We start from the raw sequence: 14,105 nt of genomic DNA, 5'->3' as shown, positions 1-14,105 counted from the left end.
CCCGGGGAGCGGGTCACGGCGCACGTGCCGCTCGACCCCCTCTCAGACGTGCCGCCCAGCGCCCAGGCCCTCATCGCGGCGATCACGCTGGCGCGGCCCGGCGAGCACCTGACCGTGCGGCGGGCCAGCAAACTCGCGCAGGCGCTGTGGCAACGGCCCGAGCGGGCGCTGCTGCCCGGAGCGCACTCGGCGCTGGCCCAGGCGCGGCAGACGGCCGACGGGCAGGGGGTCGAGGTGCAGTTTCAGGGGATGGCGTAGGAGGGGTCAGCCCTGAGGTTCCAGCCGTCAGCAGCGCGGGCTCAGGCTGACCGCTTACAGCTCCGTCGTCTCCCCCGGCTTCAGCACCCGCACGTCCACCCCCTGCGCCCGGCCCGCCGCCGCGAAGACCTGCGGGTCACCCGTCAGCGGCGGGAAGGTGCCGTAGTGCATGGGTACGGCCACGCGCGGGCGCAGCAGCTCCAGCGCACGGGCGGCCTCCTCCGGCCCCATCGTGAAGTGGTCGCCTGTGGGCAGCAGCGCCGCGTCCAGCCCCCGGTCCCCGATCAGGCGCATGTCGGAAAAGAGGGAGGTGTCGCCCGCGTGGTAGACGCGCTTGCCCCCCATCTCGACCACCAACCCGGTGGGCATCCCCCCGTAGGTGCCGTCGGGAAAGGACGAGGAGTGCCACGCGGGGGTGAAATACACGCTGCCCCACTCGCCGCGCACGGTGCCGCCGATGTTCGCGCCGATGGCATTTGTGGCCCCGTTCGCCGCCGCGTAGCCGCCGATCTCCGCCGTCCCGATGACCGGCACCCCGGCCCGCCCGAAGTCCAGGGCACTCCCCCAGTGGTCGCCGTGCGCGTGGCTGATCAGCACGGCGCTGACGTTCCAGCCCAGGGCTTCTTCCAGCGTGACCGGGCACCCCGGATTCCCGGCCAGAAAGGGGTCGATCAGGACGCGGTGCCCCCCGTGCGAGAGCAGAAAGGTGCTGTGGCCCAGAAAACGCAGTTCCATGCGGCAGTCTAGCGGGGCGGCCTAGCGGGGCGGCGCCCGGCCCCCGCCTTCCCCCCGCGTATAGTGGGCGGCGTGCCGCAGGCCCCTGTATGCGGCGGCTCCGGGAAGCGCCGCCCATGTCCCTGATTCCCGGCTCGGTGAGCTTGCGGGACGTGCTGGACGTGCTGCTGGTGGCCTTTCTGGTGTATCAGGGCTACCTGCTGGTGGTGGGGACCCGCGCGGTCAACGTGCTGCGCGGCATCGTGGTGTTCGCGGCCGTGTGGGCGGCCGCCGAATTGCTGGGACTGACCACCCTGAGTTACCTCCTGGGGCGGGCGGGGACGGTGGGGCTCTTTGCGCTGGTGGTGCTCTTTCAGCCCGAGTTGCGGGCCGCGCTGGAGCGGGTGGGCCGCCCACGTGGGCGCGAGACGGGGCCGAGCGGGGCCGCGCTGCAGGACCTCGCGCGGGCGCTGGAGCGGCTGGCCGAGCGCAAGACGGGGGCCCTGATCGCCATCGAGCGCCGCACGCCGCTGGGGGAATACGCGGCGACGGGGGTGCAGATCGACGCGGTGATCAGCGTGCCCTTTCTGGAGGCGCTCTTTGCCCGCAATGCCCCGCTGCACGACGGCGGCGTGATCGTGCAGGGGTCGCGGGTGGTGGCGGCGGGGTGCCTCTTTCCGCTGCAACCCGGGGACGGCACCTACCGCCGCTACGGGACCCGGCACCGGGCGGCCATCGGGCTCTCGGAGGTGACCGACGCCGTCGTGCTGGTCGCCAGCGAGGAACGCGGCAGCATGCGCGTCGCGCTCGCCGGGCGGCTGGGACCGGACCTCAACGGCACCGAGTTGCGCGAGCAGTTGCGGGCGCTGCTGTACGACCGCCCCGTGCTGGGGGACCTGCCCTTCGCCCGCCGGGCCGAGGCCCCCGAGCCGGGCCGGGCGCCGGGCAGCGAGGGTGGGGGGTCCGCGTGACGGGCATGGCGGGGCGCTGGTCCCCGGGACGCTTGTGGCGGCGCTTCCTGCATAACCTCCTGCCCAAGCTGCTCGCGCTGGGGACGGCGCTGACCCTGTGGTTCGTGGCGACCACCGACCGCCGCGCCAACGTGGAGCAGGCTTACGACGTGCCCGTGACGGTCAGCGACACCACCGCCGAGCGCGGGGCGGGCGAGCGGGCGGTGCGCGACCTCAACCCGCCCACCGTGCGGGTGTACCTCAGCGGGCGGCCCGAGCGCCTGCGCGAGCTGCGCGGCGACAGCATCGAGGCCGTGGTGGACGTGACCGGGGTGCCGGAGGGCAGCTTTACCCGTCCGGTCCGGGTGCAGGCGCCCACCGGGACGGCCCTGCAGCGGCTGGTGCCCGAGCGGGTGCAGGGCTTCGTGGACGCGCTGGTGACCCGCACGCTGGGGGTGACCCTCAGCGTGGCGAACCCGCCGGAAAACAGCCTGCCGCGCTACGAGGTGACCCCCGCGCAGGTCATCGTCAGCGGGCCGGGCCGGGTGGTCGCCACCGCCGCGCGGGTGGTGAACGCGCCCGTCTCGCCCGGTCCCGGCGAGACGCGGGAGGCGGCGCTGATCGCCCTCGACGAGCGGGGCGAACCCGTCGCGGGCCTTACCCTGACCCCGGCGAGCGTCACCGTGCGCCGGGTGGACCGCGGCGAGGTCCCGGTCAAGACGCTGCCCGTGGTCCTGGGCGACCCCCCGCCCGGCCTGCGGGTCACGGCGCTGAGCGTGCAGCCCGCCGGGGTGCGGGTGGTCGCCGACCCGGAGCTCCTGGCCCGGCTGCGGGAGATTCCCGGCCGCGTGCCCTACCGGGTGGGCAGCTACTCGGCCCCGGTCACCCTGCAGCTGCCCGCTGGGGCGCAGGCGCTGGAGCAGGTCAGCGTGCGGCTCACCGTGCAGGAGGCCGCGCCGGAATCTGCCGGGGAGGAGCAGGCGCCGTGACTCCAGGCTGGATCAAGATGCACGGGAGACCGCGACCTTCCCTCCACACTCCGGGGGTGGGGGGCGTATACTCCGCGCATGGTGTGGCGTCTGACCCACGCGGCCCTATGATCGCGGAGCTGAAATTTCCCCGGCACCCCCTCGCCGAGCTGGCGGGCTGGGACGAACGGGTGCGCCTGATGGTGAGGCCCCGGCGCTACGAGCACGTGCTGCGGGTGGCCGAGCTCGCCTGCCAGATCGCCTGCGCCAACCGGCTGGACGAGGCGCGGGCCTACGCGGCCGGGCTGCTGCACGACATCGCCCGTGACCTGCCGGATGCCGAACTGCTGCGCCTCGCGCCGCCCGAGTGCGCCATCGACGTCGGCCATCCCCTCGCCCTGCACGGGCGGGCGGCCCGCACCCTGCTGGAGCGCTGGGGCTATCCGGATTCCGTGGTGCTGGAGGCCGTGGAGGACCACACGACCGGGCCGCGCGGCGGGAATCTGGTGGCGGCCTGCGTGTATATCGCGGACGTGTCGGAACCCGGGCGGGGCGTGAATGCCGATATCCGCGAACTCGCCTTGTGCGACCTGGGCGCGGCGCTCAACCGGGCCATCGTCTCCAAGGTGACCTACCTGCAGGGCCGGGGCATTCAGGTGCATCCGCGCACCCTGCGGTCCTACCACGCGCTGCCGGAGTTGCGCTCTCCTGCCTGCGACCTGCCCGGCGTCTCATGACCCAGCCTCCCACGGGTCCCGGCGGGCCGGGTACCTTCCAGTTCGACTTCGCGGCTCCTGCCTCCCCGCAGGCCCCCCCACCCCGTTCCCGGCGCGGCGTGCGGGCCGCGCAGTTCGGCGGGCTGACCCTGGCGGCGCTGTCCCTGGGCGGCCTCGCGGTGCTGAGCAGTTCGGGAGACGCCTCGGGGGTGGGGGCGGGGGGCGTGCCGCAGTTCACGCTGCTGGTGGCCGGGCGCGACATCGTATACTGCGCGTACCGCACCCCCTGCGCGGATCAGGACCAGCGCAGCGGCCTGCTGCAACCCCCCAACACCGACACCCTGATGCTGGTCAAGGTGGACGGCTCGGCGGTCAACGTGCTGAACATCCCGCGCGACACCAACGTCGGTCCCTTCGACCCGGAGCTGAGATGGTCCGAGCAGAAGGTCAACGGGCGCTACTGGAGCGGCGGCACCCCCGCGCTGGTGCAGGCCGCAGAGACGATCACCGGGGAGAGCGTGGACGCCCACATGATCGTGCGGACCGACTACGTGGCCCGCGTGATCGACGCGCTGGGCGGGCTGGACGTGACGGTGCCGGAGGGCGGCATCGAGTGGGTGGACCGGGCGGCGGGGGTGGACCTGCGCCTTTCGCCCGGCAACCACCACCTGAACGGCGAGCAGGCGGTGCTGTACCTGCGCGTCCGCAAGGGCGTGGGCGACGATTACGGCCGCATCGACCACCAGAAGCAGGCGCTGACGCAGCTCGCCTCGCGCCTGACCTCCGCGCAGGGGCTGGCGGCGCTGCCCACCATCCTGGGCGGGGTGGGCAACGGGGTGGAGACGGACGCCGACCCCGCGCTGCTGACCACCCTGCTGCCCTACCTGCCCGACCTGCGGCTGAGATTCGCCACCCTGCCCACCACCCCGATTCCGGGAACCTCCAACCTCGCCGTGAACCCGGAAGCGCTCGCGCAGGTCTGGGGCACCGACGGCGAGGCGGACGCGTCCACCCCGGCGGACCCCACCGACCTCGCGGACGTGGGCGTGCGCATCCGGGACGCGAGCGGCGCGGACCTGGGCAACCGGCTCGCGGGGGCGCTGCGGAGGCTGGGCTATGAGCGCGTGACCGCAGAGACGGTTCCCGCCAGCCGCGAGGCGAGTCAGGTCGTCACCGGGCCGGACGTGGCGGCGGCCTCGCAACTCGCCGACGCGCTGGGGCTGCCCCGGCTTCAGGGCGAGCGGTTTCCCGTGGCGGCGGGTGAGGTAGGTATCCTGCTGGGTGCGGACGCCCGGCAGAGCCTCGCGGCCCTCAGCGCCCTGCCGCCCTCCCCCGACACCCTACCCACCCCCACGGAGACCCCATGACCCGCTCCCACAGTGACCTTCAGAACCACAGCGACACCGAACTGCACGCGCAACTCCGCGCCATCGTGGACGCGGCCCGCGAGCGCCGCGCCGAGGACGTGGCCGTGCTCGACCTCACCGAGGTCAGCAGCACCCTCGAATACTTCGTGATCTGCACCGCCACCGCTGGCCTGCAGCTCAACGCCGTGCACGAGAACATCCGCGAGAAGGCGCAGGCGGCGGGGCTGCCGCGCCCCAGCGTGGAGGGCCCCAGCGAGCGCTGGCTGCTGCTGGCCTTTGGCGGCTCGGTCGTGGTGCACATCATGACCAGGGACGCCCGCGAGTACTACGACCTTGAGGGCCTGTGGAGCGACGCCCGCGTACTGGAGTTTCCCGAGGACGGCGGCCCCGGGGACGACGCCCCGCGCACCGGCACCACCGCCTGACCACCCTGACCTGACCTCCCCGGCCGGGCCGCCCCCTTCCCTCCTGACACGCCCCTGACCCTCCCGCCCGCAGAATGAGGACCGATGAGCCACGTGGTCGTGATCGAGGACGAGGGCACCGTGCGCGACGTGGTGCGCTTTCATCTGGAGCGGGCCGGATTCCGGGTCAGCGCCTTCGAGACGGTCCCGGCGGCGCAAGACGCCCTGGGCACCGCCGACGCGCTGGTCCTGGACTGGATGCTGCCCGGCGAGAGCGGCCTGACCTTCTTGCGGCGGCTGCGCTCGGACCCCGGACTGCGGCGCCTCCCGGTGCTGATGCTCACCGCCCGCGCCGCCGAGGCCGAGCGGGTCGAGGGGCTGGAGTCGGGCGCGGACGATTACCTCACCAAGCCCTTCTCGGCGGCGGAACTTGTGGCGCGGGTGCGGGCGCTGCTGCGGCGCTCGCTGCCCGACGCGCCTCCCCAGCTTTCCAACGGCCCCCTCGTCCTCGACTTGGGGGCCGCCGACGCGCGGCTCGCGGGCCAGAGCCTGCCGCTGACCCGGCGCGAGTTCGACCTGCTGGCCTTTCTCGCCGCGCACACCGGGCGGGTGTACTCGCGGACCGAGCTGCTCGACCGGGTGTGGGGACCGGATTTCCTGGGGGGCGAGCGCACGGTCGACCAGCACGTGACCCAGCTGCGGGCGCACCTGGGAGACGACCCCGCCCGGCCCCGCTTCCTGGACACCGTGCGCGGCAAGGGCTACCGCATGCGCCCCTGGACGGAGGAGGCGTGACGGCCGCCGCCGCGACCCCCTGCCCCGACGCCTGGATAGACGCGCTGGGGCAGGCCGTGCTGCTGTTCGGTTCGGCGGGCGGCGCCCCCACCGTCCTGCGGGTGAACGCCGCCGCCGCCCGGCTGTGGGGGGTGCCGCAGGAACGGGCCGCCGGGCGCCCGCTGCTGGAGGTCGTGCGCCGTCACACCCTGGAAGCGCTCGCGGAGCGCGGCGGCGAACTGGAACTGGAGATGGCGGGCCGCACCCTGCGCTGCACCGCGACCCGCGCGGGGGCGGGGGAACCCGGAGCGCTGATCGTGGAGGACGTGACCGAGCACCGCCGCCGCGAGGCCGAGCTGCGCGAGGCGGCGGCCGTGCTCTCGCACGAGTTCCGCACGCCCGTCACCGGGCTGCGCGGGGTGCTGGAGGCATTGGAGTACGACCTGCCCCCCGAGCTGGCCCGCAAGTTCGTGGGGCAGGGGCTGCAGGAGGTCGAGCGGCTGGGTCGGCTGGTCGAGGACCTCGCCGTGGGCTTCCGGCCGACCCGCGCCCGCACCCTGCCGCTGGCCGAAGCCTTTGCGCGGGCCGGGCGGCTGCTGGCCCCCGAGGTCACGGCGCGGGGAGCGACCCTCTGTTTCGGGGACGACCACCTCGTCCGCGCTGACCCCGACAAGCTGCTGCAGGTGCTGCTCAACCTCGTGGAAAACGCGCTGCGCTACGGCCCCCCCGCCTCGGCGGTGGAGGTCGTCACGGCGGGGCGCGGGGCCTGGGTGGAGGTCGCGGTCCTCGACCACGGCCCCGCGCTGGAGGGCACGGGCAGCCTCTTCCGCGCCCATACCCGTGGCCCCGGCGCGGGCGGGCAGGGCAGCGGCATGGGCCTGTATATCGTCCGGTCCATCGTGGAAGGCTGGGGCGGGCAGGTCTGGGCCGAGCGCCGGGGCGAGCGCAACGCCTTTTGCTTCACCCTGCCGGGCGGGGGGCACCGTGAGTAGACCGCCCACCCCCGCCCCCACCTGCCGTGCCCTCTTCCCAAGGAGTCCCCATGCGTGAAGCCCTCGACACTGACCTCCGCAACGTCCTGAACAGCGCCCTGAACATGCTGGGCACCGTCGAGCGGATGCTTCCCATCGCGGGGGACGTGCTGCTGCACGCCCGCCCCGAGCGGCTGGAGGAGGTCCGCGCCATCGACCGTGAGGTGGACGCGCTGGAGGTGAGGCTCGAGGCCGAGTGCCTGCGGATCATCGCCCTGCACCAGCCGGTCGCGCGGGACCTGCGGCTGGTGGCCCTGATTCTCAAGAGCCTCAGCGACATCGAGCGGATGGGCGATTACGTCGTGCACGTCGCTCAGGACGGGGCTGAACTCGCGCAGGCTCCGGCGCTGAAACGCTACGTGAACCTCGCGCGGATGCTGGGGCGCCTCTCGGAGATGAGCCAGAACCTCCGCACCGCCATCGCCGACCGCGACGTGTCCCGCGCCGAGGCGACCCTGCGGATGGACGACGAGGTCGACGAGCTGTACGAGCAGACCCAGCGCGAACTCGTGACCTACATGCTCGAAGACCCCCGCCACATCTCCAAGGCCCTCACCCTGATGCGGGTGGGCCGCAGCCTGGAGCGGGTGGGGGACCACATGGAGAACGTGGCCGAGCGGGTGCGCTACTGGGTGACCGGGCAGCGGGAGGGGTAGCGGCGGGGCAACTACCCCCCCACCCCCTCCTCTGCCCACAGCGCCCGCATCTCGGGGCTGCGCTCCAGCAACTCGGCCAGGGTCCCTTCCCCGGTCAGGCGGCCGCCCTCCAGCAGCAGGATGCGGTCGGCCCGCGTCAGGGCGGCGCGGCGGTGCGAGACCACCAGGCAGGCGGCGTCCGTCTCGCGGAAGAGGCCGTCCCACAGCTCGGCCTCGGTGCGGGCGTCGAGCGCACTGGACACGTCGTCGAAGACCAGCAGGTCGGCGGGCGCGGCCAGCATCCTGGCGACCGCCGCCCGCTGCATCTGGCCGCCGGAGAGCTTGACGCCGCGTGCCCCGACCTGGGTGTCCAGCCCGTGCGGAAGCTGCGCGAGGTCGGGCTCCAGCACCGCCAGCCGCACGGCGCGGTTCAGGCGCTCGGGGTCGCCCCCCGTGAGTACGTTCTCGCGCAGGGTGTCGGAAAAGAGGTTGGGCAGCTGCGCGGTGTAGGCGCTGCGCGGCGGCACGAAGAAGGTGGCGGGGTCCGCGACCTCCTCCCCGTTCCACAGGACGCGCCCGCCGCCCCTGGGCATCAGCCCCAGCAGCGCCCGCAGCAGGGTGGTCTTGCCGCTGCCGATGCGCCCGGTGACGACCACGAACTCGCCCCGGCGCAGGGTGAAGCTCACCTCCGTGACGCCCGAGCCATCGGGGTGGTGGGCGGTGAGCCCCTCGACCCGCAGTTCCTCCAGCGGGAGGGCGGGTGCGGGCTGGCCGTGGACGGGCGGCTCCTCCCGCAGGTAGAGGGGATGGTGGTCCACCAGGGTGTTCCCCGGCGCGTCCTGCAGCAGCCGGGTCATGCGGTCGTAGCTCACCCCGGTGCGGCGGTGGCGGGCGATGGCGTCCCCGAAAAAGCCCATGCTTCCGGTCAGGCGCGGCAAGAGGCCGATGAACAGCACGAAGTCCTCCACCCGCATCCCGCCCCCGCGCACCTGGTTGGCCCCCAGCAGCAGCACCAGCCCCACGGCCAGATTGACCATGTTGACGTTCACGCCCCGGATCAGCTCGGTGAGCAGCACGTCGCGCAGGGCCGCGTGCCGCCGGGTCTCGCCCAGCCGGGCGAAGTGGGCGATCATGGGTTCCTCGCGGGCGGCGAGCTTGACGGCGCTGACCGCCCCGAAGGTCTCCCCGATAAAGTCGGTCACGCGGGCGGTCGCCTCGCGCATGCGGCGGCGGTAGGTGCGGATGCGTGGCGAGAGCCGCCCGACAAAGACGATCATCAGCACCAGCGGGGTGCAGACCAGCGCCGTGATCACCGGGTCCACCCGCGCCATCAGCACGACCGCCAGCACGCAGTACAGGGCGATGCCCAGGCTGTCGAGCCAGACCTCGGTGTAGGCAGCCACGTCGTCCACGTCGTCGCGGAAACGGCTGACCGCCTCGGCGGGGGTGTCGGGCAATCGGCGCGAGCCGGGCGCGGTCAGCAGGTAGCCCAGCAGGTTGCGCCGCAGCAGCGCGTCCAGCGTGTACCACAGCTCGGTAAAGGCCCGGAACGCCGCGTAGAACGCCCCGAAGCGCCCCAGCCGCGCCAGCGCGAACCACCCCAGCGCGACCCAGGCCGCCGCGATCAGAGGACCAGCGCCCGGCTCCCCGGCCCGCCGCAGGGCGTCGGCCTCCTCCAGCCGCCCGAAGACGTCGCTCACCGCCAGCGTGAGCAGGGCGGGCGACACGTGGACCAGCGCCCACATGAACAGGTTGAAGGCGAACAGGCCCGGCCGGTAGGCAAAGAGCCGCCGCGAGAGCGCGAGGGTGCGGGAGGGAGGAGTGGCGGCGGGCGTGCTGGGGGTCATGGGAGGCTCCGGGGAGGGCGGGTGGCGGGTGGCTCGGGGCAGGCGGAGGAGCAAGCGCCGGGGTGAAGCGGCCGTCCGGCCACGCACCTCACGCCAGCACCCCCCCGTCCTCGGCCAGCGTTCCGGCCCGCAGCAGCGCCGCGTAGTGGCTCTGCCCGTCGGCGGCGAGGACCGCGCGGGCGCCGTCCTCCACGATCCGGCCCGAGTCCAGCACCAGAATCCGGTCGGCGCGGGCCACGGTGTCGAGGCGGTGGGCGATCACGATGGCGGTGCGGCCCGACAGCAGCCGGGTCATGGCGCGGGTAAGCTGGGCCTCGGTCGCCGGGTCGAGGCGGCTGCTGGGCTCGTCGAGGATGATCACGGCGGGGTCGCGCAGCATCACCCGCGCAAAGGCGAGCAGTTGCGCCTGCCCTGCGCTGAGGCTCCCGGTGGGCAACGGCGTCCGCACGCCCTCGGCGAGCCGCCCCAGCCACTCGCCCAGGCCGACCTCGTGCAGCGCGGCCTCGACCGCCTCGTCGGGCAGGGCCGGGTCAAAGAAGGTGAGGTTGTCGCGCACGCTGGCCTGGAACAGTTGCACGTCCTGGGTCACGACGGCGACCCGCGAGCGCAGGCTGGCGAGCCGCACGTCACGGGTGTCCATGCCGCCCAGCCGCACCTGGCCCTCGGTGGGGTCGTAGAGGCGCGAGACCAGCCGGGTCAGGGTGGTCTTGCCGCTCCCGGTGCGGCCCAGCAGCCCCAGCGTCTGCCCGGCGGGAAGGTGAAAGGACACGCCCTGCAAGACGGCGGGCGCGGTGGGGTCCTGGGGGTCGTAGCGGAAGTCCACCCCCTCGAAACGCAGGTCCAGCGGGCCGTCCGGCAGCTCGCGGTCCCCCTCCGGCAGCCCGGAGCGCAGGGCGAGCAGTTCGGAGATGCGGCCCAGGCTGGCCCCCGCCTTTTGCAGGTCCTGCAGCTGCTGGGTGAGCTGGTCGATGGGCTCTTCCACCATGCTCATGTACTGGTACATCAGGAAGGCGGTGCCCAGCGTGATCGCGCCCGCCGCGTAGAGGCCGATGGCGGACGCCAGAATGCCCACGTAGCCCACCGCGAACAGGATCATGCTCAGCCACCACACCACGCTGCGGCGTTGCCACGAGTAGGTGGCCCGCCGGAAGAAGTCGCCCTGCACCCGCAGGAAGCCGCGCAGGTGGTGCCCGCCCGCGCCCAGCGAACGCAGGTCCTCCAGCCCGGCGAGGCGTTCTTCCACGTAGCCGAACAGCCGGGCGCTGCCCTCGCGCTCCAGCCGGGTGGGTTCCACACCCAGCCTGCGCACGCGGTTCATGGCGACCAGGGTGACCAGCACGAAGGCGGTCACGCCCAGCCCCACCCGCCAGTCGGTCAGGTAGAACATCACGACCGCGCCCGTGAGCAGCAGCGCCGCCCCGAAGACGCGCACCGCGAACTGCGAGAAGAAGTTGCTCAGGGCCGTCACGTCGCCGTCGATGCGCTCGATCATCTCGCCGGGGGTGCGTTCCTTGTGCTCGCGCATGTCCAGCGAGAGCATGTGCTGCAGCAGGTCCACCCGCAGCCGGTTGGTGGCGGTCCAGCCCACCCGCGCTCCCAGGTAGGTGGCCCCGGCGTTCAGCAGTTGCACCCCCACCGCCAGCGCGAGGTAAAAGCCCGCCAGCCGCACCAGCAGGCCCACGTCGGCCCCTGCCCCCAGCCGCACCGTGTCCACGAAGCGGGCGAGCAGTTGCGGCAGCACCAGGCTCAGGCCCACTCCCGAGAGCAGCAGCGCCGCCAGGCCCGCCACCTGCCATTTCAGCGGCCCCAGGTAGTCCCGCAGGACAGCGAGTGACCCGCCGCGCAGGGGGGGAGTGGAAGAAGTGGGGGGCGCGTCCGGCATTTCCCCAGGCTAGTGCGCGGGGAAGGCCAGGAGCATCCGCCGTGTGGCGCAGTGGGACCGCTGCCGCGAGCCGGTTACAGCTCCCGGATCTTCCCCAGCACCACCTCGGGGCGCACGGTGTAGTCCCCGGTCGACGCCTCGACGTGCTCGAAGCGCACCACGCCCCCTTTGTCGATCAGGAACACCGCCCGCCCGGTCACCCCGCGCTCGTCGATCGCCACGCCGTACTGCCGCGCCACGTTCAGGTTCAGGTCGGCCAGCAGCGGCACCTCGATGCCGTACTCGGCGGCCCAGGCCCGGTGGGTGTAGACGCTGTCGCGGTTGACGCCCAGCACGACCGCTCCCGCCTCCGCGAAGTCGTCCTGCCGCCCGGAATACTCGGGCAGTTGCATGGAGCACACCGGGCTGAAGTCGAGGGGGTAGAAAACCAGCACGACATGCTGATGCCCCCGGTAGCTGCTGAGGGTCACCGTCTCCCCCGACGTGGAGGGCAGCGTGAAGTCCGGCGCGGGCTGACCGACGAGGCTCTGGCGGGAGGTCATGCCCAGAGTGTAGGCGGGTGCGGCGGGCTGGGGTTGTCGCGCCGACCCCTCACCGCGCCGCCCAGCAGGTTCGCGCCCAGCAGGGTCGTCAGGGCCGCTGTCAGGGTCAGGACCGTCGCTGGCCTTCTGTCCCGCGCCGGGTGGGGGGCCACGGCGGGCGAGGGTCAAGTTAAACCGCGTCCCAGTTCACGGCGGCGTGGGGTGGGGGGACCGTAGCCTGTCAGGGTAACTTCCCCCTCCCCTACCCTCCGGCGAACTGCCACGCGCACGCCGCCTCACAAGGAGTGTTTTCCATGGCCGATGTCCTGCCGCCCAACATGCTCAACGAGCGCCCGCGCACTCCGGCCGGGCTGCTCAGCAACGCCGAGAAAGACCGCCTGATCGAGCGCGGCTTCCTGGGCCTCTACCGCTGGTACACCGCCCGCAGCCAGGAGACGCGCAACTGGAATCCCGACCGCTCCTTCGAGTGGCTGAAGCTGCGTCAGGACCTGCCCCCCGAGATCGTCACGGTCATTCAGGGCTTCTTCGCCGTCGAGCAGTACGCGCCCGACTTCACCTCCAGCTTGGTGAACCTCGTGCGGCGTTCGCACGGGCGCAGCCACTTCCAGCTCCGCTGGGGCAGCGAGGAGGAGAAGCACGCCGACGCCTGGGAAAACGCCGTGCTGTTCAGCGGCCAGCGCAGCCCCGAGTGGATCGAGGAGTACAAGGAGCGTCTGCGGTCGCAAACCTGGGAACTTCCCTTCCCGGACGCGATCCACAACATCGTGTACACCGTGTTTCAGGAGCGGGCCACCCAGCTCAACTACCTGAACATGATGAAAATCGCGCAGGGCCGCAGCGAGAAACCGCAGTACGCGGGCTTTTCCGACCCTGTGCTCGCCAAGGTCGCGCAGACCATCGCGGTGGACGAGGCGGCGCACTACAACTTCTTCCTCGAGGGCGTGCGGATGTACCTCTACTACTACCCCGAGCGCACGCTGGACGCCATCAAGAACGTGATCGGCGGCTTCTCCATGCCCGCCTCGGGGCTGGTCCCCGACTGGCAGGACTTCGCGGAGACCGTCTACCGCGCCGGAATCTACGGCCCGCGTGACTTCCAGCGTGACGTGATGCAGGTGGCCTTCCGCAACCTCGGCATCGAGAGCCGCAAGGCCCTGGAAGAAGGCATCAAAAAGACCCGCGAGGTGCCCGACTTTGAGGGCGAGAACCACAAGACCACCGCCATCTTCGACACCTTCGATTACGGCCAGATCGAGGGCGACGTGCGGCGCCTGCACGTCAAGATTCAGGACTACGAGAAGGAGATCGGCTTCGACCGCTTCGACCCCACCGAGTTCGTGGAGAACCCGGAAGTGCCCAGGAAGGAAGGGCAGGCGGCCGACGACTGACCCTCTCGCCCTACGGCGGCGCTCCGCTCCGTTACCGCGTAGATTGGGCGGCAACTCCACTCCACGCCGCCCTTTTTACGGCTGCTCACTCTGCTTCGCAGCTTTGCAAGTCCGTTCGGCCCAGAAAGGTGCGGCAACCTTTCTGGGCACCGCTTTAAGCTGACCTCCAGATGCGAACGCTGGAGGTCTTTTTCGTGTTTCTGCGCCTGGGGCTGACCAGTTTCGGCGGGCCAGTCGCGCACCTGGGCTATTTCCGGGGCGAGTTCGTGGAACGCCGGGGCTGGCTCAGCGAGCGGGCCTACGCCGACCTCGTGGCGCTGGCGCAGTTTCTGCCGGGTCCGGCGAGCAGTCAGGTCGGCATGGCGCTGGGGCTGCTGCGGGCGGGCGGGTGGGGCCTGCTGGCCGCGTGGCTGGGCTTTACCCTGCCGAGTGCGCTGCTGATGGTGGCCTTCGCGCTGGGCGTGGCCCGCTTCGGGGGTGGAGCGGAGGCCGGGTGGCTCAGCGGGCTGAAGGTCGCGGCGGTCGCCGTGGTCGCGCAGGCGGTCGCGGGGATGTGGAGCAGCCTGGTGGGGACGGACCGGGTGCGGGCGGCGCTCGCGCTGGGGGTGGCGGCCCTGCTGGTGCTGTGG

At 72.5% G+C, this 14,105-nt stretch carries 15 protein-coding genes and 1 pseudogene; 11 read left to right on the top strand and 5 right to left on the bottom strand.

The window, feature by feature from the left end; genetic code table 11:
- Nucleotides 1–258: pseudogene (locus QOL99_RS08895) on the top strand (ribonuclease H); the annotation flags it as partial.
- A gap of 54 nt (nucleotides 259–312) precedes the next feature.
- On the opposite strand, the gene QOL99_RS08890 reads toward QOL99_RS08895, so the two are convergent.
- Nucleotides 313–993: a metal-dependent hydrolase gene (locus tag QOL99_RS08890; protein WP_285523111.1), complete on the bottom strand. Its 681-nt coding sequence runs from the start codon at nucleotides 991–993 to the stop codon at nucleotides 313–315.
- A 116-nt stretch (nucleotides 994–1,109) separates the two neighbouring features.
- On the opposite strand from QOL99_RS08890, the gene cdaA reads away from it, so the two are divergent.
- From cdaA to phoU, 8 genes are all read left to right on the top strand, one after another.
- Entirely contained in the window at nucleotides 1,110–1,943 is an 834-nt protein-coding gene (cdaA, locus tag QOL99_RS08885; protein ID WP_285523109.1) for a diadenylate cyclase CdaA, read from the top strand.
- Nucleotides 1,944–1,948: 5 nt separating this feature from the next.
- Nucleotides 1,949–2,911: a CdaR family protein gene (locus tag QOL99_RS08880; RefSeq protein ID WP_285523113.1), complete on the top strand. Its 963-nt coding sequence runs from the start codon at nucleotides 1,949–1,951 to the stop codon at nucleotides 2,909–2,911.
- A 107-nt stretch (nucleotides 2,912–3,018) separates the two neighbouring features.
- A complete protein-coding gene (gene yqeK / locus QOL99_RS08875; protein ID WP_285523107.1) occupies nucleotides 3,019–3,627 on the top strand; it encodes a bis(5'-nucleosyl)-tetraphosphatase (symmetrical) YqeK in 609 nt (202 codons plus the stop codon).
- On the top strand, nucleotides 3,624–4,973 hold the full coding sequence (locus QOL99_RS08870) for an LCP family protein (protein WP_285523105.1): 1,350 nt from the start codon (nucleotides 3,624–3,626) through the stop codon (nucleotides 4,971–4,973). The genes yqeK and QOL99_RS08870 overlap by 4 nt, the downstream gene beginning before the upstream one ends.
- Nucleotides 4,970–5,398 carry a ribosome silencing factor gene (rsfS, locus tag QOL99_RS08865; protein ID WP_285523103.1) on the top strand — a complete coding sequence of 143 codons (429 nt, stop codon included), beginning with the start codon at nucleotides 4,970–4,972 and terminating at the stop codon, nucleotides 5,396–5,398. Before QOL99_RS08870 ends, rsfS begins: the two co-directional genes overlap by 4 nt.
- An 84-nt stretch (nucleotides 5,399–5,482) precedes the next feature.
- Nucleotides 5,483–6,172 (top strand): response regulator transcription factor, encoded by a 690-nt coding sequence (locus QOL99_RS08860; protein ID WP_285523101.1) that lies wholly within the window; start codon nucleotides 5,483–5,485, stop codon nucleotides 6,170–6,172.
- Nucleotides 6,169–7,143 (top strand): sensor histidine kinase, encoded by a 975-nt coding sequence (locus tag QOL99_RS08855; RefSeq protein ID WP_285523099.1) that lies wholly within the window; start codon nucleotides 6,169–6,171, stop codon nucleotides 7,141–7,143. Before QOL99_RS08860 ends, QOL99_RS08855 begins: the two co-directional genes overlap by 4 nt.
- A gap of 50 nt (nucleotides 7,144–7,193) precedes the next feature.
- Nucleotides 7,194–7,838 (top strand): phosphate signaling complex protein PhoU, encoded by a 645-nt coding sequence (phoU, locus tag QOL99_RS08850; protein WP_285523097.1) that lies wholly within the window; start codon nucleotides 7,194–7,196, stop codon nucleotides 7,836–7,838.
- An 11-nt stretch (nucleotides 7,839–7,849) separates the two neighbouring features.
- Here phoU and QOL99_RS08845 read toward each other — a convergent pair whose 3' ends face one another.
- From QOL99_RS08845 to QOL99_RS08830, 4 genes are all read right to left on the bottom strand, one after another.
- Nucleotides 7,850–9,664, bottom strand: coding sequence for an ABC transporter ATP-binding protein (locus tag QOL99_RS08845; RefSeq protein ID WP_285523095.1), 1,815 nt, complete (start codon nucleotides 9,662–9,664; stop codon nucleotides 7,850–7,852).
- A gap of 88 nt (nucleotides 9,665–9,752) precedes the next feature.
- On the bottom strand, nucleotides 9,753–11,546 hold the full coding sequence (locus QOL99_RS08840; RefSeq protein WP_285523094.1) for an ABC transporter ATP-binding protein: 1,794 nt from the start codon (nucleotides 11,544–11,546) through the stop codon (nucleotides 9,753–9,755).
- Nucleotides 11,547–11,620: 74 nt separating this feature from the next.
- Nucleotides 11,621–12,088, bottom strand: a complete 468-nt coding sequence (locus tag QOL99_RS08835; protein ID WP_285523093.1) for a peroxiredoxin — start codon at nucleotides 12,086–12,088, stop codon at nucleotides 11,621–11,623.
- Nucleotides 12,085–12,240 (bottom strand): hypothetical protein, encoded by a 156-nt coding sequence (locus tag QOL99_RS08830; RefSeq protein ID WP_285523091.1) that lies wholly within the window; start codon nucleotides 12,238–12,240, stop codon nucleotides 12,085–12,087. The genes QOL99_RS08835 and QOL99_RS08830 overlap by 4 nt, the downstream gene beginning before the upstream one ends.
- Nucleotides 12,241–12,381: 141 nt before the next feature.
- On the opposite strand from QOL99_RS08830, the gene QOL99_RS08825 reads away from it, so the two are divergent.
- A complete protein-coding gene (locus QOL99_RS08825; protein ID WP_285523089.1) occupies nucleotides 12,382–13,476 on the top strand; it encodes an acyl-ACP desaturase in 1,095 nt (364 codons plus the stop codon).
- Between the two features lie 170 nt (nucleotides 13,477–13,646).
- Nucleotides 13,647–14,105, top strand: a 459-nt coding sequence (gene chrA / locus QOL99_RS08820; RefSeq protein WP_285523088.1) for a chromate efflux transporter, incomplete at its 3' end; no start/stop codon positions are given.

The organism is Deinococcus rhizophilus, assembly GCF_030271215.1.
Taxonomy (GTDB): domain Bacteria; phylum Deinococcota; class Deinococci; order Deinococcales; family Deinococcaceae; genus Deinococcus; species Deinococcus rhizophilus.
The sequence above is the reverse complement of the archived record's forward strand: the minus strand, read 5'-3'. Positions and strand labels throughout refer to the sequence as shown.